A 19,474-nucleotide genomic window follows, 5' to 3' on the forward strand; every position below is an offset into this window, starting at 1 on the left:
TTTGGGCACAGAGGAAACGAACAACCTACAGCTTTACCCCGGGCGCCAACCCCGAAAGCCCACTCCACACGAACTCAAAGAGTTGGAAGGGGGGCAAGGCTTGCTTATGAAAGTTGAGGGCGGGGATGGGGCGGTTGAGTACTTTAGTTATTTTCCAGCCCTGGGAAAAATTGTTAAGGAAAAGGGAGTGCCGGCAGAGCAGCCAAATTTTGACGATCGCAGGTATTTTTCTCCGGGTTACGAGGCACGAGTCCCTGGCACGTACAATGTGTTTACAGAATTTGCCACCAATAATGAGCGTGATTCGCCTGATGTAATCGGTGAAGCAAGAACGCCGTATTTTTCTCAACGGAACGGTTCGCTGGGTGCCGCGGTGGGTGATTTTTTTACCAAGGATTATGATTATTTAAAAACAAAGCTTTTCGGTGAAACGAGGATTGAAAAGAACACCAGGGCTAATCAAGCGGTCAACAATTTTCTCCTTTCGCTTATTCCCTTCTATGATGGTATTAAAGATGCGATCGACGGCAATGTTGCCGGAGCAGCTTTTAATATCGGGTTCGATTTTTTAGGGTTTTTTCTCCCTGGGGCAAGTGCCGCGAATAGGGCCTTGAAGCTTGGTAAGTCAGCAGGCAAGGTGCTCAAGCGGTCTTTTTTTGCAGGGGTCGGTGCTTCTGTGGGGGTTACCGATATCGTTGATCTGCCGAAAAACTTTAAACGGGGGATAGTCGCCTTAGGTAAGGATTTAAAGACGGTACGCAAACATTCAGATGAGGTGCTTGCTCGACTGAAAGGGAATTACAGATTTTATGAGGTGACAGGAAATTACAAGGAGGGTGATATTGTCAAGGGCTTCTATCAGGTGGAGTCGGACGGTGTAAGCAGGCCAGTAGTTGCGCTATTTAAAAAGGGCGCTTGGTATGCATACAGTACTGTTACCAATACACCCTTTGGCCCTCAGTTAGCACAGTTTGGAGTGCTGAATGCACTGACGCCTTCGGATAAACCATAATGGTTTTAACGGGCGCGGCTTAGCGAAAAAAGTCGCCGCGCCCGTCTGAGTTTTTAATAAGTTCGCGTTTGGTTGAGTCGTCGGGCTGCGATTTTTAGTATCCGTGCGGCTGACGCACTGTGCCTGTGTGCCTGGATCGTTTTTGCCGACGTTGTTGTAGGTCAGTGGCGGGTGCGTATTTTTTTATAGCCTGGAACTGTATGAGGTATTTGTGTCACCTAATGGCTGAAGGAAATGGATGGCTTTCTAATTAAAACTAATTATTAGGCAGAACGTTATGATATTTGCAAATGCAGTTGAACGGCCATTGGTATGCTCAAGAATTTCGAATTTTTTCAGTGGCGGATGGACCAGAAGCGAGCCGCCTAGCCCTGTAAGAACACCTGATGCTCCCAAGATAGAGGGCGCGGCAGCGGCCAAACCCGCAGACGGTAGCAATAACGGTTTTGATCAGGGGTTCATTGATAAACAAGTGACATCCCTCGAAGGTCCGGGGCACGCCAGTGGCCAACGACAGCCGGGGGAGGCCACTGATACAAATGCCACTGCTTCGCAAGTGGCTGACTATAGAGAAGCGAACAGGAAAAAGTGGCAAACGCAAAAAGATGCTGAAGCCCGTGACAAGTTGTTCGCTCAGCCCACACCGGGTCGAGTCGATGGGCAAGAGGTTCCACCGTTCTCTTCTCGAGCGCTTGAGGAAAATGCAGCGGATTTAAGCAAAGCCTCAGGGGCGGAGTCCAAGTTTGAGCTGGGTAAGGCGTATAAAAATGCACTGGTGACTTCATCGATTACTTTGCCAGTTACGATAGTTGCTTTTGTGACCATCGGAACTATCAATGAAACTATTAAACCTCACCTCAGTGCAACCCCCGTTGCTGAGGGTGCCACCGCTGCTGAGGGTGTCACCATTGCTGAGGGCGCCCCCGTTGATGAAGGAAAGCTCGTCGATCGTAAGCAGACAAGTGTATTTCAAGTGGCCAATACCTTAGCCAATCTGCGGGGCGAAGGGCATGTTGGGCCATCGGACAAATGGGCAGCGCAAACCGATGAGGAACGTTTGGATTCTCTCGATGCAATACTCGACTATTGTGAGCCCGAACTGGTTAAGGATGCACAAAAGTACGGCGTTAAGTTTCAACCTGCTACCTCGGGCGGTGATAGCGACGATATAAAGACCCGCACAGCTGTCATCGATTCCAGGCTGGCGGCCCTGACGGCACTGTTCGGTGTCTTAAAGGGGAAAGTATCGGGCAGTGCCAACTAGTAGGCCGGCGCGTGTCACGGGTCAGGCGATTGGCGGGAACGAGGTCGACGCTGCGCTGAACGCCTGCACTCTGATTGACCTGCACTCTGATTGAAGAGTGCGGGCTTTTCTTGCGGGTGAAGTAATTTTTTATGGCGTGCTTATGTGAGTGCTTCCGGTTTCTGCTGATCTTGCGCATAGCGCTATCGGCGCTGATTGATTGGCATAGAGAAGTGCTGGGCCGGGATGAACACGTTCATCGCGTACGAAAGTGCGCTGCAGCGCCGGCCTGAGCGGCTGTGCAAGTCTAAAAAGATAGCTCGAACAGCAAGGTAGGTGGGAACGCTTAAAGTGTCGAGTTTAACGCTGTGCTTCATCCGTGAGAGGGCTTTGTCTTACAGGGCGTGTTGGCAGGCTCTGGCTGGAACTGTACTGGGTGGGGTGCCCACTCATTCAGGGCAACTGCTTAGAGTGTTTTCATACAATAACAATCACGCTGGTGAACACTATGAACATTATTCCTTCAATGGCCACTTTCATTGCTTCACACCCTGTATCCGTCGACCAGCCTGCTGCGCAGCTCGAGTCGTATAAAGCTGATCCTGCTGATTGGCCTTTGTCGCAAACCAAGGGGGCCATCGAGAGCAAAAACCTCAAGTGGGGAGGTGGAAGGGGGCCGAGGCCTCCATCTCCACCACCTGCTCCTGTGCCGCCGCCGCTACCACCGCGCCCGCGTCCGCCAGTGCCGCCCAAGCCGAAACCAGATCCTAAACCCGCGCCGCCGAGCAAGCCCGGGCCTGCACCCAAGCCCCAGGGCGGTGGGTTCAAGGACGCGGGGAGCACTGTCATGCAGATCAATAAAATCAAGGCCAATGACGAGTTGATGATGGCCAATTTGCGCAAGCAGGCGCCTATCAGTGTGGCGGAGGCTGCCAAGCGAGTTTTTGATGCCGACAGACTGGTCAAGGCCGGTGTGATTGATACCGGGCCAAGCGCCCTGCGCGTTGCTCGTGATGCGGCTATCAGTGCCGGTATCACCGGGATGGTCAGCGCGCCGATCAACGTAGCAGCCTATGCAGGCTCCGTGGCCGCCGGAGAGCGGATCAAGTCTTCTTACGCCCCTGGTGTATTGCCGCCACCGTTTTTGCCCGGCGCCAGCAGCCCGCCCAAAAAAGGTGACGCTGCCGAGCACGTTGATTCGACGCCCGATTCGACAGCCGATTCGGCAGGCACGATTGACCAGCGCCTGGATGATTTCGAGATAAAGCTGTTGGGCATGGGCTCCACCGTCATGATTCTGTTGGGCGAGAACAACCGTGTATTTACCAAGAGTGAACGTTGGCCAACCGATAACGACGCACGCTTAAGCAACCTGGAAAAGATACTCAGGTTCTCTGAGCAACAATTGAAGAAGATCACTCGGCAGAACGGAATTATTTTTAAACCATATAAACCCGGCGAACCCATACCTGCCGATGTAGAAGGGCGTCTTGACCTGATCGACAAGAAGTTCAAGCGCATGGACGAGGCCTATGAAAACCTGCGTTTGCTCGCTGCTTTGAAAGCCAGTCAGCGCAACACTCAAGCACCCGCCATCGCTTGAGGATGGCACTATCGAGCGAAATGCCAGACGCATTTCGCTCGCCCGCTGACCGTTTAAAAGGTGCGATTTCCTACTCCCTGCGCTAACCTGCCTCGATGTTTACGAGGTCAACTATGCACATTCATATTCTGGGTATCTGCGGCACATTCATGGGTTCGATGGCGGTCCTGGCCAAAGAGTTGGGCCATCACGTTACTGGCTCCGACGCCAACGTTTATCCGCCCATGAGCACGCAGCTTCAGGCCCAGGGTATTGAGCTGACCCAAGGTTACGACCCCTCACAGTTCGACCCGGTCCCGGATCTGGTGGTGATCGGTAACGCCATGTCACGTGGTAACCCGGCGGTCGAATATGTACTCAACAAGGGCTTGCCCTATGTCTCCGGCCCGCAATGGCTGGCCGACCATGTGCTGCAAGGCCGCTGGGTTCTTGCTGTGGCGGGCACCCATGGCAAGACCACCACCAGCAGCATGCTGGCCTGGGTGCTTGAGCATGCGGGCATGAGCCCGGGTTTCCTGATCGGCGGTGTGCCGCAGAACTTCTCGGTGTCGGCGCGTTTGGGCGATACGCCGTTTTTTGTGATTGAGGCCGATGAATACGACAGCGCCTTCTTCGACAAGCGCTCCAAGTTCGTCCATTACCGCCCGCGCACCGCGATCCTCAACAATCTTGAGTTCGACCACGCGGACATTTTCCCTGATCTGGCCGCCATTGAGCGCCAGTTCCACCATTTGGTGCGCACCATCCCCAGCGAAGGCCTGGTGATCCACCCGACCACCGAGCCGGCCCTGCAGCGCGTGATCGACATGGGCTGCTGGACGCCGGTGCAAACCACCGGCGCGGGCGGGCAGTGGCAGGTCAAGTTGCTCAGCGAAGACGGCTCGCGCTTTGAAGTGCTGTTCGAGGGTGAGGCCCAAGGCGTCGTCGAATGGGACATGACCGGTCAACATAACGTCGCCAATGCCTTGGTCACCCTGGCGGCCGCACGGCATGTGGGCGTGGTGCCTTCCATGGGCATCGCCGCCTTGAGCGCGTTCAAGAGCGTGAAACGCCGTATGGAAAAAGTCGCAGATGTGAACGGGATTACCATCTACGACGACTTTGCCCACCACCCAACAGCCATTGCGACCACGCTGGATGGCCTGCGCAAGCGCGTCGGTGATGCCAATATCATTGCCATTATTGAGCCGCGCTCCAATTCCATGAAACTCGGCGCGCACCGCGATGGTTTGCCGGAAAGCGTCAACGACGCCGACCAGGTGGTTTGGTACGCCCCGACTAACCTCGGCTGGGACCTGCCGGCGATTGCGGCGCTGTGCACGGTGCCTTCCATCGTGTGCGACTCCATTGAAGCGATCATCGAACACGTCAAACATCAAGCCAAGCCCGGCACCCATGTGGTGGTCATGAGCAACGGCGGTTTCGGTGGCCTGCACGGCAAGCTGGCCGAGGCGCTCAAATGAGTGGCCCGGAACGCATTACCCTGGCGATGACCGGCGCGTCCGGTGCGCCTTACGGCCTGCGCTTGCTGGACTGCCTGGTGCGCGAAGACCGCGAGGTGCACTTCCTGATTTCCAAGGCCGCGCAACTGGTGCTGGCCACCGAGACGGATGTGCAACTGCCGGCCAAGGTGCAGATGATGCAAGCCTTCCTCACCGAGTACACCGGCGCGGCTGCCGGGCAGATCAAGGTGTACGGTAAAGAAGACTGGATGTCGCCGGTAGCGTCCGGCTCCGGTGCGCCGGCGGCGATGGTGGTAGTGCCGTGCTCCACCGGCACCTTGTCGGCGATTGCCACGGGCGCCTGCAACAATCTGATCGAGCGGGCGGCTGACGTGACCTTGAAGGAGCGCCGCCAGTTGATCCTGGTGCCGCGCGAGGCGCCGTATTCGAGTATTCACCTGGAGCACATGCTCAAGCTGTCGAACATGGGCGTGACCATCTTGCCGGCCTCGCCAGGGTTTTATCACCAGCCGCAAACCATCGATGACCTGGTGGACTTTGTAGTGGCGCGCATTCTCAACCTGCTGAACATTCCCCAGGACATGCTGCCACGTTGGGGCGAGCACCATTTGAGCAGCGATGAATAAGGCGCTGCTGGTAATGTTGGCGCTGCAACTGACAGGCTGCGCCACGGCGCGCACGCTGGATGCCGCGCAACCCGGGGCGCCGGTGGTGTATGCCGGCACGCGGCTGGATGTGTATGCGATCAATGGCGGCTGTTGCGCCAAGGATCGATTTGGCGCTGAGGCGCCGAGCTATCCGCATATCGACCTGCCGGCCAGTGCGGTGCTCGATACCTTGCTGTTGCCGCTGTCGTTATTGACGGTGTTGGGTGTGGGGTTTAACGCAACGGGCGGGCTTTAGTGTTGCGTTGAGTGTGCGGGCCCCATCGCGGGCAAGCCCGGCTCCCACAGGGGAATGCCTTCCAAAGGTGGGAGCTGGCTTGCCTGCGATGGGGCCCGCACAGGCGCTGCTAGATCATTTGCCGAGCTTGCGCAACTCATCCGACTCCACCACCCGCACGCCATCCTGCTCTTCCAGCGCCAGGCGCCACATGGCGCGGGCCAGTTCGCAGACTTCGATACCGTGGTATTTGCCCGGAATCAACCGCGATAACGGCCCGGCGATTTTCTCGGCCAGGCGCGATTCCAAGCGTTCCCCCAGCAGCAACGAAGGCCGCACGATGGTCAGTTGCGGCCAGTCCTGAGCCTTGAGCGCTTGCTCCATTTCGCCTTTGACGCGGTTGTAGAAAATCGAGGACTTCGGGTCGGCGCCAATCGCGCTGATCACGATCAGGTGCCGAGCGCCCATCTCCCGTGCGCGCTTGGCGAAGGCCACCACCATGTCCAGGTCGACCGCACGGAAGGCTTCTTCTGAACCGGCTTTTTTAATCGTGGTGCCCAGGCAGCAGAAGGCGATATCAACCTGGCCGCTCAGTTGCGGCAGGAACACCGCCGGGTCACCCACCGGGTTTTCCAGGTGTGGGTGTTCGGCCAACGGCTTGCGGCTAGGTGCCAGTACGCGGGTCACCGTGGGTTCGTTGAGCAGGCGGTCGAGCAGGTGTTCGCCGGTCAGGCCGGAGGCGCCGGCGAGCAGGATATGCTGAGGTGTCAGGTACATGGTGTTTCCCCCTTGTTACACGTTACAGCTTAGTTGCCTTTGGCTTCCTTGCTATTCATTGAGACGCTTTCGAGCGCCTTTCGTGCCTGCTGTTTACGTAACAATTGCCAGTGGGCGATCACGCCTTTGGGCGCCCAGATCTGCGGTTCAGAGGCTTCGAAGTTGTCCGCCTGTTCACGCTCGGCCACGTGCAGCTGCGCCAGTTTGAAGGCTTGTTGCAAATCGTCGGTCTGGTTGAAGGCCTGGGCGAACAGGGCGTCGCCGAAGTAGGTGAAGTCCGCTTCCTCGGAGCAACCGAAAGACACGCGATCCGCGCGCGAGGCGGTCATGATCAGCGTGTGCTCGTCCTTCAGGGCCGGGATAAACCCACCGGAGTAGCAGGCGGAAATCACGATGATCTTGTCGCGGTCCTTGAGCGGCGCAAGCACGGCGGCCAGCTCGTCGGCGGGCAGGTCGGCCAGCTCCATGCGCGGCTGGTCGAGTACCAGTTCATGTTCGTGGGTGCCGTGGCTGGTCATGTAGATAAACACCAGGTCTTGCGGCCCGGTGCGTTCGGCCAGGGTTTGCACAGCGCGGCGCAGGCTTTCGCGGGTGGCCAGCGGGCGGTCGGCGATGTGGTCGCGGTGGTTGACCAGACGAATCTGCCCGCGCGCACCGAAGCGCGTGGCGAGCATGTTGCTGACGTAATCGGCTTCGCGCAGGAACACGCTTTGTTTGCCATCGCCGGCCAATACCAGGGTGTACAGCTCGACGGCAGGCGTGGAGGGTGGCACGGCGGCAAGGGCGGCATCGAGCAAGCGGCCCTGGGCCAGTATGCCGACCTCCAGTGGGTCGGGCAGCAACTTGCCGTCGGCATCGCGCACGCGCATGCCGTTGACCCAAGTGCCGGCCTGCACGGTGCCGTCGGTGAGTACCAGGGTGCCTTTGCCCTGGTAGCTGTCGCTGTCGAAACCGCCGACATAGAAACTGCCGTCGGTGAGGTTCAGACGGCCTTCGCCGCTGAAGCGCCATTCGCTGAACTGGCCCACGTAGTGGCTGCCGTCCACACCGATCAACTCGCCTTTGCCGCTGAGCGCGCCTTCCTTGAACTGGCCGATCCACACGTCGCCGTCGGCGTTTTCATAACGGCCCTTGCCGTTGAGCTGGTTCTGTTTGAACTGGCCGACATAGATATCGCCGTCGGCACTGTTGAAGGTGCCATTGCCTTCAAGCTGGCCATCGACAAAACGACCACTGAACTGGTTGCCACTGTCGTCGTTGCGCTGGCCTTCGCCATTGGGTTTGCCGTGCACGAACTGGCCCTGGTACTGGCTGCCGTCGGCCAATTCCAGGCGGCCAAGGCCGGAATATTGATCGTTTTTGAATTCGCCGCGATAGGTCATCTGCCCCTCTTTGAGGGTGCCTTCGCCGTTGCGTCGCCCGTTCTTGAAACCGCCGACGTAGCTGCTGCCCGCCGTGGTCAGGCTGCCTTGGCCATCGAACAGGCCTTGCTGGAACTGGCCTTTATAGACCTCGCCATTGCTGCCATGCCATTCGCCCTGGCCGTGCCACTGGCCTTTGTCGAACTGGCCGGCGTACCAACTGCCATTGGGGTAGTCCACGCGGCCCTGGCCTTGCAGCAAACCGTTGACCACATCACCCCGGTAACGGCCGCCGTCGGGCAGGCGCGCATCGGGCGGCAACAGCGATTCGCCGTCTCCGCAAGCGGTGAGCAACAGGGCAAGGGCAAGGGGAGCGAGTGGGCGCATAGCGGGATCCGGATAATTGAGCGCCGAGTATGCCGCAGCTGCGAGATTCATACATAAATTTACATACACTGTGGCAAGGTTTATTGCCTCGCCACAGGCCCGGCCTTACACGAAGCAGAGTGACAGCGACTCGGCGATGTAAGCAGGTTTTTCCTGGCCTTCGATTTCCAGGGTGGCGGTGGCCTTAAATAGCCATTGGCCAGGTTTTTTCTCGGTCACGTCGGTGAGGGTGACGTTCAGGCGGACTTTGGAATTAACCTTTACCGGCTGGATAAAACGCACGCTGTCCAGCCCATAGTTGACCGCCATCTTCAGGCCTTCGGGCATGATCAGGATGTCTTCCATGAGCTTGGGCATCAACGACAGCGACAGGAAACCGTGGGCGATGGTGCTGCCGAACGGGGTCTTGGCGGCCTTGACCGGGTCGACGTGGATGAACTGATGATCGCCAGTGGCTTCTGCGAACAGGTTGATACGCGCCTGGTCGATGGTGAGCCATTCGGAGCGTCCCAGTTCCTTGCCGACATAATCTTTGAGCTGCGCTACAGGTACATAGGGCATTGCGACTCTCCTTGGTTCATCGATTCTGTTTTTTATGAGTTACAGAGAACCAATGTAGATCATCATGGGCAACCCACCCGGTCAACCCACCATGCTTTTGGCGAATGCCGAAGCATATGGCGGGCGTGCTTATAATGCGTCCCAGCTTTAGAGGGGAGAGAGCGATGCTGTTACGGGGCCTGACCTGGCTGGTGCTGTTTCAATTGATCGGCACCGCGATCAACCATTTGCTGTTGCCGGTGCTGCCGGGGCCGATTATTGGCTTGCTGCTGATGCTGGGTTTTTTGATCTGGCGCGGTGAAGTCGGCGAGCCCCTGAGCCTGGCTGCCAGCAGCCTGTTACGTTACTTGCCGTTGCTGCTGGTGCCGCCGGCGGTGGGCGTGATGGTCTACGCCAAGGACATTGCCGCCGATTTCTGGGCCATCATCGGCGCGCTCGTTTTGTCGCTGGTGATCGCCATGGGTTTTGTCGGCGTGCTGATGCAGCGCATGGTCAAGCGCAAGGAGCGCGATCAATGATCGGCGACTGGCAGGGCGCGTGGGCTGCGGTTATTCATCATCCGTTGTTCGGCATCGGCATCACCCTCGGCGCCTATCAACTGGTGCTGGCGGCATTCGAGAAAACCCGCTGGGTCTTCCTGCAACCGGTGCTGGTGTCGATGCTGCTGGTGATCGGCGTGCTGCTCAGTTGCGGCCTGACCTACGTCGAGTACCGCAAGAGCACCGAGATCATGGGCATCCTGCTCGGCCCGGCGACGGTGGCTTTGGCGGTGCCGCTGTTCTTGAACCTGCGACGGATTCGTCAATTGTTCTGGCCGATTTTTACTACGCTGGTGATAGGCGGCGTGGTGGCCACCGGCTTGTGTGTGCTGCTGGGCTGGTGGTTCGGCGCCGAACATATGATGCTGATGACCATGGCGCCCAAGTCGGTGACCTCGCCGATTGCCATGCTGGTGGCTGAGCAGATCGGTGGTGTGGCTGCGCTGGCGGCGGTGTTTGTGCTGATCACCGGGGTGATCGGCGCGATGATCGGCCCGGCGTACCTGTCGCGCCTCGGTGTGCACAGCCCCGAGGCGCGTGGCATGGCGCTGGGCATGACCGCCCACGCCGTCGGCACCTCGGTGGCCTTGCAGGAAAGTGAAGAGTGCGGCGCCTTCGCGGCGTTGGCCATGAGTCTGATGGGCGTGGGCACGGCGGTTTTCCTGCCGTTGGCCGTGTCGGTGATCGTTTAAACCAGGTTTAAGGAAACCTTTATGAGTCTGGCGCTGTTCCCGCTCAATACCGTGCTGTTCCCTGGCTGCACCCTCGACTTGCAACTGTTCGAGGCGCGCTACCTGGACATGATCAGCCGCTGCATGAAAAAGGGCGAAAGCTTTGGTGTGGTGTGCATCCTCGACGGCAAGGAAGTCGGCATGGCCCCGGACGGCTACGCGCTGATCGGTTGTGAAGCGCTGATCCGCGATTTTAAACAGCAGGACAACGGCCTGCTGGGGATTCGCGTCGAAGGTGGCCGCCGCTTCCGCGTGCGCGACGCCGGCGTGCAGAAGGATCAGTTGCTGGTGGCCGAGGTGCAATGGCTCGAGGAACTGCCCGACCAGCCTTTGGAAGAAGAGGACGCCGACCTGCTGGCGTTGCTCCAGGCCCTGGCCGAGCACCCGATGGTGGCTTCGCTGGATATGGACGCGCATGCCGAGGGCCAGCAAGCCTTGGGCAATCAGCTGGCGTATCTGCTGCCGTTCACCGAGGCCGACAAGATCGACCTGCTGCAACTCGATGACCCACAGCAGCGCCTGGATGCGATCCAGATGCTGCTCGACGAGTTGCAGGGCGAACTGTTCACTCAGTAGGCGTAGCGCAACAGGGCGTGGGGTGTGCCGGTGAGGGCGATAAAGCTCAGCACCGCCACCAGCACCGGGAGCAGCAGCCACCAGGTTTTCTGCGGCATGGCCGGCAGCGGGCTTCGATACTGGATGACGGCCAGGCTGAAGGCGCACACCGTCATCGCCAGCAGCGTGCCGGCCAGTATGTCCGTGGGCCAATGCGCGCCCAGGTAAACCCGTGACAGCGCAATAAAGGCGGCGGGAATACAGCCCAGCAACATCCAGGTCAGGCGCAGGCGCGTGGGTTGCCCGCGCCCTGCCAGCACCGCCAGTGCGAGAAAGAACGCAAAGGCGCCGGAGGCGTGGCCGCTGGGCATGCTGAAACTGGTCAGTGGTTCTGTGAGGATTTCCGGGCGGCCACGGGCGAAAAACAGCTTGGTGCCCGTGTTGATCACCGCCGCCCCCGCCAACGTAGCACCGACGAACACGGCATGCCGCCATTGCCGCGCCACCAGCAGCAGGCCAGTGAAAATCGCGCTGGCGATAAACATCTTCCTGAATTCACCCAGTTGGGTAATCCGCACCATCACTTCGTCCAGCCACGGGCTGCGATGCTCCTGGACCAAAGCACTGAGGCCCTGGTCGAAGTGGTTGAGGTGGGGATAGCCGATAAACAGGGCAATCAACAAGGTCAGGCTGGCGCAGCCTACCCACACAGTGGCGCGACGATGACCGCGCAGGCTGCTGTTCAAGCTCAGCCCCAGCAACACCGCGATACACCCGGCCACAATCCCGGCTTCCAGCCAGAAACCTTCCGGCAGCGGCAGGCGGAAGGCGGCGCCGGTGGCCCAGCCCGGCAGCAGGTAGGCCACCGACCAACCGGCCGCGGCCACCACGCTGACGGCGGCAAACCTTGGGAACGGCATGTCGCACATGCCCGCCACCATCGGCAGCATGGGGCGCAGCGGGCCGATGAAACGCCCGACCAGCAGGCTGGCGATGCCGTACTTGTGGAAGTAGGTTTCGGCGCCGTTCATCCATTCCGGATGGTGGCGTAAACCGGGCAGGCGGCGGATGTTCTGATGGAAGTGTCGGCCCAGGTAGTAGGAAACGCCGTCGCCCAGCAAGCCGCCGAGAAAGCCCAGCAGCAAGGTTTCACTCAACGACAGCGCACCGCTGCCGGCCAGGGCCGCAATGGCAAACAGCAAGACGGTGCCTGGCACGATCAGACCGGCGATGGCCAGGCATTCAACGCACGCGACGATAAATACCGCCACCGCCAGCCATTCGGGGTTCAGTGTGAGCCAGCCAGTAATGCTATCGAGCCATTGGCCCATAAAACTTCACTCCATTTATGTCGGCAGTGGCGATCAACTGTGGGAGCTGGCTTGCCTGCGATGGCGGTGTGTCAGTCACCTCGAGAGTGAATGTTCAACCGCTATCGCAGGCAAGCCAGCTCCCACATTCGATCTGCTGGGCTGCTTCTGTCTGTTCAAATCAAAAAATAATCACGGCCTTCGACCTGGCCCCGGCGCAGCGGGTTCCGGGTGCAATACGGTGCATAACCCGCATCCACGAAGCGGTACATCAGGTGTTCATCGCGCCCGCTGGGGATGCCCAGGCGGGTGGTCTGGATGATTTGCGTCGGGGTTTGGCCCACGTCTTCAACAAACAGCAGTTCCTGATCGAAGCGCTTGGCGTCCCACATCGGCACTTTCAGGCCCAGGGCTTTGCACAGCAGCGTTTGGCCGGCGCAAAGTTTTTGCGAGGGGCGTGGGTGGCCATTGGCGTCCGGGTTGTTGAGCAGCATCTGCGCCAGGCTCGCCGGGCCGGACAGCTCATCGACCCACGGATAAGCCGATTTGATCAGCACCGCATTGCCGGGGCCGTGAGCGCTGAAGTTCAGTGAATCGCCGCCACGGGCGTAGTACATGTAGATGTGCCCACCATCCAGAAACAAAGCCTTACGCTTTTCTGTGTAACCGAGTGAGGCATGGCTGCCTTTTTCGGCCACGTAATAGGCTTCGGTTTCGATAATTCGCGCCGAAAGCCAGGTTTCACCGACGCGGTGGCGGATGACTTTGCCGAGCAATTCGCGCGCAAGTATTTGCGCGTCACGGTCGAAGAAGCTATCGGGCAGGGCGCTGGCGGGGGGCTGGGGGGCAAAACTGGACATGGCGGCAAAGGTTAATACGGCTAAATGTGACCGAATAATAACAACTCCCACCTTAATTACCGCTGAACCCCAAGTTTTTACAGTTCATTTCGACCATCCGCCCCTCACCGCTGTCAGTCGGGCGGCGTCACAGCTATAATCTGCCGCTTTCCTCTTTGCCAAGACTCCCTGACCATGACTGAGTCCGTTCTTGACTACATGACCCGCCTGGGTCGCGCTGCCCGGCAGGCCTCGCGGTTGATCGCCCGTGCGAGCACTGCGCAGAAGAACCGCGCCTTGCTGGCCGCCGCCGATGCTCTGGATGCTTCGCGCTCCGAGCTGGCCGCCGCCAACGAACTGGACCTGGCCAACGGCCGCGCCAATGGCCTGGAACCGGCCCTGCTGGACCGTCTGGCGCTGACCCCGGCACGTATCGACGACATGATCGAAGGCCTGCGTCAGGTGGCCAAGCTGCCTGACCCCATCGGTGAAATCCGCGATATGCGCTACCTGCCCTCCGGCATTCAGGTCGGCAAGATGCGCGTGCCGCTGGGCGTGATCGGCATCATATATGAGTCGCGCCCGAACGTGACCATCGACGCCGCGAGCCTGTGCCTCAAGTCGGGCAACGCCACCATCCTGCGTGGCGGTTCCGAGGCCATTCATTCCAACCGCGCCATTGCTGTGTGCATCCAGCAAGGCCTGGCCGTGGCCGAGCTGCCGGCCGAAGTGGTGCAGGTGGTGGAAACCACCGACCGCGCCGCCGTAGGCGCGTTGATCACCATGCCGGAATTCGTCGACGTGATCGTGCCGCGTGGTGGCAAGAGCCTGATCGAACGCGTCAGCCGTGATGCCAAGGTGCCGGTAATCAAGCACCTGGACGGCGTGTGCCATGTGTACATCGACATCGCGGCCGACCTCGACAAGGCGATCCGCATCGCCGACAACGCCAAGACCCACCGCTACGCGCCATGCAATACCATGGAAACCCTGCTGGTACACGCTGGCATTGCCGAGCGCGTGTTGCCGCCGCTGGCTGCCATCTACCGTGACAAGGGCGTGGAACTGCGTGGCTGCGAACGCACCCGTGCACTGCTGGGCGCGGACGTGATCGAAGCGACTGAAGACGACTGGTACACCGAGTACACGGCGCCGATCCTGTCGATCCGCATCGTTGATGGCCTGGACCAGGCCATCGAACACATCAATAAATACGGCTCCAAGCACACCGACGCTATTGTTTCCGAGCATTTCAGCGATGCCCGGCGTTTCCTCACCGAAGTGGATTCCGCCTCGGTGATGATCAACGCCTCGACGCGTTTTGCCGACGGCTTCGAGTATGGCCTGGGGGCGGAGATCGGCATTTCCACCGACAAGCTCCACGCACGCGGCCCGGTTGGCCTGGAAGGTCTGACCAGCGAGAAGTACGTGGTGTTCGGCGACGGTCATGTGCGCACTTGATGGGTAAACGCATCGGGCTGCTCGGTGGCACCTTCGACCCCGTGCACATTGGCCATTTGCGCAGTGCCCTGGAAGTCGCGGATGCCCTCGCGCTGGATGAGTTACGCGTGATGCCTAACGCGCGGCCACCCCATCGCGATATGCCGCAGGTGTCTGCGCAGCAACGCCTGGAGATGGTGCGCCTGGCTGTAGAAGGTATACCGCCGCTGGTGGTGGACGACCGCGAACTCAAACGCGATAAACCGTCCTACACTGTCGACACCCTGGAACTGATGCGCGCCGAGTTGGCCGCAGATGACCAGTTGTTTCTGCTTTTGGGCTGGGACGCATTTTGCGGCCTGCCCTCTTGGCATCGCTGGGAGGAACTCCTCCAGCATTGCCACATCCTGGTTTTGCAACGCCCGGATGCCGACAGCGAACCGCCGGATGCCTTGCGCAACCTGCTGGCCGCGCGGTCGGTAAGTGACCCCTTGGCCCTGACCGGGCCGAACGGGAATATTGCATTCGTCTGGCAGACCCCGCTTGCGGTGTCCGCCACCCAGATCCGTCAACTGCTGGCCAGCGGGAAGTCGGTACGTTTCCTGGTGCCTGACGCGGTCCTGGCCTACATCGATGCGCACGGGCTTTACCGTGCGTCGAACTGAAAAGGCGCGCTTGATCGCACGAACATTCGTGCAGCGGGCGCCCGAACATACGAGCAAAACGAGTTTTATATGACGAACAAAGACGTAAGCAAAGTTAAGCGCAAAGGCACTTTCAAAAGCGCCCCGCTGCCAGTAGAAGCGCACACCGGCCCTGAGCTGGCTGGCGAAGAGCTGGTAAAAGTCGCCGTGGCGGCCCTGGAAGACGTTAAAGCCCAGGACATCCAGGTGCTGGACGTGCGCGACAAGCAAAGCATCACCGACTTCATGATCATTGCTACCGGTACTTCCAACCGCCAGATCGGCGCGATGCTCGACAAGGTTCGCGAAGCCGTCAAAGCCCAAGGCGTCAAGCCACTGGGTGAAGAAGGCAAGGGCGACAGCGACTGGGTACTGCTGGACATGGACGACGTGATCGTTCACATGATGACCAGCAACGCCCGCCAGTTCTACGACCTGGAGCGTCTGTGGAAAGGCGCCGAGCAGAGCCGTGCGGCTGATGGCAAGCACCACAGCCCGGAAGTGGGCCATGCGCACTTCGACAAGCTCAACAAAGACCAGGAATAAGGAACGGCTGTGCGCCTGCGTCTGATCGCTGTCGGTTCACGCATGCCCAAGTGGGTGGAAGAAGGCTGGCACGAGTATGCCAAGCGTCTGCCCGCTGAGCTGTCGCTGGAGCTGGTGGAAATACCGCTCAACACCCGGGGCAAGAATGCCGATGTGGCGCGCTTTATCCGTCAGGAAGGCGAAGCCATGCTGGCCAAGGTCGGCCCCAACGAGCGCATCGTCACCCTCGAGGTGCACGGCAAGCCCTGGAGCACCGAGCAGTTGGCGGTGGAGCTGGATCGCTGGCGCCTGGACTCGCGTACCGTCAACTTCATGGTCGGCGGCCCGGAAGGGCTGGCGCCGGAAGTCTGCGCGCGGGCGGACCAGCGCTGGTCGCTGTCGGCACTCACGTTGCCGCACCCGTTGGTAAGGATTCTGATCGGTGAACAGCTGTATCGCGCCTGGACAGTTCTGTCCGGGCACCCTTACCACAAATAATCTGCGCCATTGCCGATGACCCAGCCGATCCGCATCAAGGACCACGAGAAAGACGCACGTCTGGTACGTTCGCGCGTGGTGTTTGGCGCTTTTTTGGTGGTGGGCTTGATTGCGGTGCTGATTGCGCGCCTGTATTACCTGCAGGTGATCCAGTACGACTATCACTCCACGTTGTCGGAAAACAACCGGGTGCATGTGCAGCCGATCCCGCCGACCCGCGGGCTGATTTTCGACCGCAATGGCGTGGTGGTGGCGGACAACCGGCCCAGCTTCAGCCTGAGCATGACCCGCGAGCGTTCCGGCGACTGGCAGCAGGTCCTCGACGTAATCGTCGAGGTACTGCAACTGACGCCGGAAGACCGCGTGATCTTCGAAAAACGCATGAAGCAGGGGCGTCGGCCGTTCGAGCCGGTGCCGATTCTGTTCGAGCTCAACGAAGAGCAGATCGCGCGCATTGCGGTGAACCAGTTCCGTTTGCCAGGTGTGGAAGTGGTGGCGCAGTTGGTGCGGCATTACCCGCAAGGGGCACACTTTGCGCACTCCGTCGGCTACATGGGGCGCATCAACGAGAAAGAGCTGAAAAGCCTCGATCCGGTGAATTACAGCGGCACCCACCATATTGGCAAAACCGGCATCGAGCGCTTCTACGAGCCGGAGCTGCACGGCCAGGTGGGTTACGAAGAAGTTGAGACCAACGCCCGTGGCCGCGTGCTGCGTGTGCTCAAGCGCACCGACCCGATCCCTGGCAAAGACATTGTGCTGAGCCTGGACATCAAATTGCAGGAAGCGGCGGAGATGGCCCTGGGCGGTCGTCGTGGCGCCGTCGTCGCGCTCAACCCGGCCACCGGCGAAGTGCTGGCGATGGTCAGCCAGCCGAGTTTCGACCCGAACCTGTTTGTGACCGGTATCAGCTTCAAGGCCTATGCCGAGTTGCGTGATTCCATCGACCGGCCGTTGTTCAACCGTGTGCTGCGCGGGCTGTACCCGCCGGGTTCGACCATCAAGCCGGCGGTGGCGATTGCCGGTCTGGATTCGGGTGTGGTCACGGCATCGAGCCGCGTGTACGACCCTGGCTACTACATGCTGCCCAACTACGATCACAAATACCGTAACTGGAACCGCACCGGTGACGGCTATGTCGACTTGGACACCGCAATCATGCGCTCCAACGACACCTATTTTTATGACCTGGCCCACAAGCTGGGGATTGATCGGCTGTCTGCCTATATGGGCAAGTTCGGCCTCGGTCAGAAAGTCTCCCTGGATATGTTCGAAGAGTCCCCTGGCTTGATGCCGTCGCGGGAGTGGAAACGCGCGACCCGTCGTCAGGCATGGTTCCCGGGCGAAACCCTGATCCTCGGCATCGGTCAGGGCTACATGCAGGCCACACCGCTGCAACTGGCCCAGGCCACCGCGCTGGTGGCCAACAAAGGCGTGTGGAACCGCCCGCACTTGGCCAAGACCATCGAAGGCCAGAAGCCTGTGGATGAAAACCCGATTCCGGACATCGTGCTGCGCGACCCGTCCGACTGGGCCAAGGTCAACCACGGCATGCAGCAAGTGATGCACGGTGCGCGTGGCACGGCGCGCAAGGCCGCGGCGGGCGCGCAATACCGCATTGCCGGCAAAAGCGGTACGGCCCAAGTGGTCGCGATCAAGCAGGGTGAGAAATACGACCGCTCCAAGGTTCAGGAGCGTCACCGCGACCACGCCTTGTTTGTCGGCTTTGCGCCGGCCGACGACCCGAAAATCGTGGTGGCGGTGATGGTCGAGAACGGCGAGTCCGGCTCTGGCGTCGCGGCGCCTGTGGTGCGTCAGATCATGGACGCTTGGCTGTTGGCCGACGACGGCAGACTCAAATCCGAATATGGTGGCCCCCCTTCAAGCACCGAGGTTACGGCCCGTGAAGAGTAATTTTGACCGCATCCTCTCCAGTGAGGATGTGATGCGTCGGCGTGCGACGTTGCTGCAGCGCCTGCACATTGATGGCCCGTTGCTGATCCTGCTGTTGACCTTGGCGGCCGGCAGCCTGTTCGTGCTGTATTCGGCCAGCGGCAAGAACTGGGACCTACTGATCAAACAGGCGTCGTCGTTCGGCCTGGGTCTGTTGTCGATGGTGGTTATCGCCCAGCTGGAGCCACGTTTCATGGCGCGCTGGGTGCCGCTGGGGTATGTCGCCGGTGTTTTGCTGCTGGTGGTGGTGGACGTAATGGGCCACAACGCCATGGGCGCGACCCGCTGGATCAACATTCCGGGGGTGATTCGCTTCCAACCGTCGGAATTCATGAAGATCCTGATGCCGGCGACCATCGCCTGGTATTTGTCCAAGCGCACCTTGCCGCCGCAGCTCAAGCACGTGGGCATCAGCCTGATATTGATCGGCGTGCCGTTCATTTTGATTGTGCGCCAGCCCGACCTCGGCACCTCGCTGCTGATCCTGGCGGGCGGGGCGTTCGTGTTGTTCATGGGCGGCCTGCGCTGGCGCTGGATCCTCAGCGTGCTGGCGGCGGCGATCCCGGTGGCGGTGGCCATGTGGTTCTTCTTTATGCATGACTACCAGAAGCAGCGGATCCTGACCTTCCTGGATCCGGAAAGTGACCCGCTGGGCACTGGCTGGAACATTATCCAGTCCAAGGCGGCGATTGGTTCCGGCGGCGTATTTGGCAAAGGTTGGTTGCTGGGCACCCAGTCACACCTGGACTTTTTGCCCGAAAGCCACACCGACTTCATTATTGCGGTAATGGGCGAAGAATTCGGCCTGGTGGGCATTTGCGCGCTGTTGCTGATCTATTTGCTGCTGATTGGTCGCGGCCTGGTGATTACCGCCCAGGCGCAGACGCTGTTTGGCAAATTGCTCGCCGGCAGCCTGACCATGACTTTTTTTGTTTACGTTTTCGTCAACATCGGTATGGTCAGTGGCCTGTTGCCGGTGGTTGGGGTGCCGTTGCCGTTCATTAGCTACGGCGGAACTTCGCTGGTGACATTGATGTCAGCGTTTGGGGTTTTGATGTCGATTCACACGCATCGCAAGTGGATCGCGCAGGTTTGAATAAGGTGAAGATGTC

The 19,474-nt window shown here is 59.7% G+C and carries 20 protein-coding genes; 15 read left to right on the forward strand and 5 right to left on the reverse strand.

The features are described from left to right. From GIW28_RS12925 to GIW28_RS12950, 6 genes are all read left to right on the forward strand, one after another. Positions 1 to 1,012 (forward strand): hypothetical protein (locus GIW28_RS12925; RefSeq protein WP_236490396.1); only part of this gene is annotated, 1,012 nt, incomplete at its 5' end. A gap of 277 nt (positions 1,013 to 1,289) precedes the next feature. Further along, positions 1,290 to 2,276 (forward strand): hypothetical protein, encoded by a 987-nt coding sequence (locus GIW28_RS12930; RefSeq protein ID WP_236447298.1) that lies wholly within the window; start codon positions 1,290 to 1,292, stop codon positions 2,274 to 2,276. Between the two features lie 487 nt (positions 2,277 to 2,763). Further along, entirely contained in the window at positions 2,764 to 3,858 is a 1,095-nt protein-coding gene (locus GIW28_RS12935; RefSeq protein WP_236447299.1) for a hypothetical protein, read from the forward strand. 113 nt (positions 3,859 to 3,971) lie between these two features. Next, entirely contained in the window at positions 3,972 to 5,321 is a 1,350-nt protein-coding gene (gene mpl / locus GIW28_RS12940; protein WP_017136037.1) for a UDP-N-acetylmuramate:L-alanyl-gamma-D-glutamyl-meso-diaminopimelate ligase, read from the forward strand. Continuing rightward, entirely contained in the window at positions 5,318 to 5,947 is a 630-nt protein-coding gene (gene ubiX, locus GIW28_RS12945; RefSeq protein WP_017136038.1) for a flavin prenyltransferase UbiX, read from the forward strand. The genes mpl and ubiX overlap by 4 nt, the downstream gene beginning before the upstream one ends. Beyond that, positions 5,940 to 6,224, forward strand: coding sequence for a YceK/YidQ family lipoprotein (locus tag GIW28_RS12950; protein WP_170038070.1), 285 nt, complete (start codon positions 5,940 to 5,942; stop codon positions 6,222 to 6,224). Before ubiX ends, GIW28_RS12950 begins: the two co-directional genes overlap by 8 nt. A gap of 114 nt (positions 6,225 to 6,338) precedes the next feature. On the opposite strand, the gene GIW28_RS12955 is transcribed toward GIW28_RS12950, so the two are convergent. The 3 genes from GIW28_RS12955 to GIW28_RS12965 form a co-directional block, all read right to left on the reverse strand. Further along, complete coding sequence (locus tag GIW28_RS12955; RefSeq protein WP_017136040.1) at positions 6,339 to 6,980, reverse strand: oxidoreductase; 642 nt, start codon at positions 6,978 to 6,980, stop codon at positions 6,339 to 6,341. Between the two features lie 29 nt (positions 6,981 to 7,009). Further along, on the reverse strand, positions 7,010 to 8,728 hold the full coding sequence (locus GIW28_RS12960) for a C13 family peptidase (RefSeq protein ID WP_017136041.1): 1,719 nt from the start codon (positions 8,726 to 8,728) through the stop codon (positions 7,010 to 7,012). 105 nt (positions 8,729 to 8,833) lie between these two features. After that, positions 8,834 to 9,289 carry a MaoC family dehydratase gene (locus GIW28_RS12965; protein ID WP_071485430.1) on the reverse strand — a complete coding sequence of 152 codons (456 nt, stop codon included), beginning with the start codon at positions 9,287 to 9,289 and terminating at the stop codon, positions 8,834 to 8,836. Between the two features lie 164 nt (positions 9,290 to 9,453). Between GIW28_RS12965 and GIW28_RS12970 the strand changes: the two genes are divergently transcribed. Genes GIW28_RS12970 through GIW28_RS12980 form a run of 3 tightly spaced genes read left to right on the forward strand, consistent with a single transcriptional unit; the run spans position 9,454 to position 11,135 of the window. After that, entirely contained in the window at positions 9,454 to 9,807 is a 354-nt protein-coding gene (locus tag GIW28_RS12970; protein WP_017136042.1) for a CidA/LrgA family protein, read from the forward strand. After that, positions 9,804 to 10,520 (forward strand): LrgB family protein, encoded by a 717-nt coding sequence (locus GIW28_RS12975; protein WP_017136043.1) that lies wholly within the window; start codon positions 9,804 to 9,806, stop codon positions 10,518 to 10,520. The genes GIW28_RS12970 and GIW28_RS12975 overlap by 4 nt, the downstream gene beginning before the upstream one ends. Positions 10,521 to 10,541: 21 nt before the next feature. Beyond that, the gene (locus tag GIW28_RS12980) at positions 10,542 to 11,135 is read left to right on the forward strand and encodes an LON peptidase substrate-binding domain-containing protein (RefSeq protein WP_017136044.1); all 594 of its coding nucleotides are present in this window, start codon (positions 10,542 to 10,544) and stop codon (positions 11,133 to 11,135) included. Here GIW28_RS12980 and GIW28_RS12985 read toward each other — a convergent pair. Then, positions 11,129 to 12,445, reverse strand: a complete 1,317-nt coding sequence (locus GIW28_RS12985) for a bifunctional DedA family/phosphatase PAP2 family protein (RefSeq protein ID WP_236447300.1) — start codon at positions 12,443 to 12,445, stop codon at positions 11,129 to 11,131. The genes GIW28_RS12980 and GIW28_RS12985 overlap by 7 nt on opposite strands. Before the next feature lie 155 nt (positions 12,446 to 12,600). Continuing rightward, on the reverse strand, positions 12,601 to 13,284 hold the full coding sequence (locus GIW28_RS12990) for a DNA-3-methyladenine glycosylase (RefSeq protein WP_236447301.1): 684 nt from the start codon (positions 13,282 to 13,284) through the stop codon (positions 12,601 to 12,603). Between the two features lie 174 nt (positions 13,285 to 13,458). Between GIW28_RS12990 and GIW28_RS12995 the strand changes: the two genes are divergently transcribed. The 6 genes from GIW28_RS12995 to rodA all read left to right on the forward strand — a co-directional run bounded on the left by GIW28_RS12995 (position 13,459) and on the right by rodA (position 19,458). Then, positions 13,459 to 14,724 (forward strand): glutamate-5-semialdehyde dehydrogenase, encoded by a 1,266-nt coding sequence (locus GIW28_RS12995; RefSeq protein WP_099547587.1) that lies wholly within the window; start codon positions 13,459 to 13,461, stop codon positions 14,722 to 14,724. After that, positions 14,724 to 15,368, forward strand: coding sequence for a nicotinate-nucleotide adenylyltransferase (nadD, locus tag GIW28_RS13000; protein ID WP_017136048.1), 645 nt, complete (start codon positions 14,724 to 14,726; stop codon positions 15,366 to 15,368). The genes GIW28_RS12995 and nadD overlap by 1 nt, the downstream gene beginning before the upstream one ends. Positions 15,369 to 15,437: 69 nt before the next feature. Continuing rightward, on the forward strand, positions 15,438 to 15,932 hold the full coding sequence (gene rsfS / locus GIW28_RS13005) for a ribosome silencing factor (RefSeq protein ID WP_003215432.1): 495 nt from the start codon (positions 15,438 to 15,440) through the stop codon (positions 15,930 to 15,932). Positions 15,933 to 15,941: 9 nt separating this feature from the next. Continuing rightward, positions 15,942 to 16,409: a 23S rRNA (pseudouridine(1915)-N(3))-methyltransferase RlmH gene (gene rlmH, locus GIW28_RS13010; RefSeq protein ID WP_003176297.1), complete on the forward strand. Its 468-nt coding sequence runs from the start codon at positions 15,942 to 15,944 to the stop codon at positions 16,407 to 16,409. A gap of 15 nt (positions 16,410 to 16,424) precedes the next feature. Continuing rightward, positions 16,425 to 18,323, forward strand: coding sequence for a penicillin-binding protein 2 (mrdA, locus tag GIW28_RS13015; RefSeq protein WP_017136049.1), 1,899 nt, complete (start codon positions 16,425 to 16,427; stop codon positions 18,321 to 18,323). Positions 18,324 to 18,354: 31 nt separating this feature from the next. Next, positions 18,355 to 19,458 carry a rod shape-determining protein RodA gene (rodA, locus tag GIW28_RS13020; RefSeq protein WP_050547734.1) on the forward strand — a complete coding sequence of 368 codons (1,104 nt, stop codon included), beginning with the start codon at positions 18,355 to 18,357 and terminating at the stop codon, positions 19,456 to 19,458. Positions 19,459 to 19,474 lie beyond the last annotated feature (16 nt).

The organism is Pseudomonas sp. PA-5-4B (assembly GCF_021606215.1).
GTDB lineage: Bacteria > Pseudomonadota > Gammaproteobacteria > Pseudomonadales > Pseudomonadaceae > Aquipseudomonas > Aquipseudomonas edaphica.

Coding starts and splice junctions, on each gene's coding strand:
- GIW28_RS12960 (WP_017136041.1), bottom strand. CDS start 8,728: ATGCGCCCACTCGCTCCCCTTGCCCTTGCCCTGTTGCTCACCGCTTGC.
- GIW28_RS12985 (WP_236447300.1), bottom strand. CDS start 12,445: ATGGGCCAATGGCTCGATAGCATTACTGGCTGGCTCACACTGAACCCC.
- mrdA (WP_017136049.1), top strand. CDS start 16,425: ATGACCCAGCCGATCCGCATCAAGGACCACGAGAAAGACGCACGTCTG.
- GIW28_RS12970 (WP_017136042.1), top strand. CDS start 9,454: ATGCTGTTACGGGGCCTGACCTGGCTGGTGCTGTTTCAATTGATCGGC.
- GIW28_RS12980 (WP_017136044.1), top strand. CDS start 10,542: ATGAGTCTGGCGCTGTTCCCGCTCAATACCGTGCTGTTCCCTGGCTGC.
- GIW28_RS12930 (WP_236447298.1), top strand. CDS start 1,290: ATGATATTTGCAAATGCAGTTGAACGGCCATTGGTATGCTCAAGAATT.
- GIW28_RS12955 (WP_017136040.1), bottom strand. CDS start 6,980: ATGTACCTGACACCTCAGCATATCCTGCTCGCCGGCGCCTCCGGCCTG.
- GIW28_RS12965 (WP_071485430.1), bottom strand. CDS start 9,289: ATGCCCTATGTACCTGTAGCGCAGCTCAAAGATTATGTCGGCAAGGAA.
- rodA (WP_050547734.1), top strand. CDS start 18,355: ATGCGTCGGCGTGCGACGTTGCTGCAGCGCCTGCACATTGATGGCCCG.
- rsfS (WP_003215432.1), top strand. CDS start 15,438: ATGACGAACAAAGACGTAAGCAAAGTTAAGCGCAAAGGCACTTTCAAA.
- ubiX (WP_017136038.1), top strand. CDS start 5,318: ATGAGTGGCCCGGAACGCATTACCCTGGCGATGACCGGCGCGTCCGGT.
- GIW28_RS12975 (WP_017136043.1), top strand. CDS start 9,804: ATGATCGGCGACTGGCAGGGCGCGTGGGCTGCGGTTATTCATCATCCG.
- GIW28_RS12990 (WP_236447301.1), bottom strand. CDS start 13,284: ATGTCCAGTTTTGCCCCCCAGCCCCCCGCCAGCGCCCTGCCCGATAGC.
- nadD (WP_017136048.1), top strand. CDS start 14,724: ATGGGTAAACGCATCGGGCTGCTCGGTGGCACCTTCGACCCCGTGCAC.
- GIW28_RS12935 (WP_236447299.1), top strand. CDS start 2,764: ATGAACATTATTCCTTCAATGGCCACTTTCATTGCTTCACACCCTGTA.
- GIW28_RS12950 (WP_170038070.1), top strand. CDS start 5,940: ATGAATAAGGCGCTGCTGGTAATGTTGGCGCTGCAACTGACAGGCTGC.
- GIW28_RS12995 (WP_099547587.1), top strand. CDS start 13,459: ATGACTGAGTCCGTTCTTGACTACATGACCCGCCTGGGTCGCGCTGCC.
- mpl (WP_017136037.1), top strand. CDS start 3,972: ATGCACATTCATATTCTGGGTATCTGCGGCACATTCATGGGTTCGATG.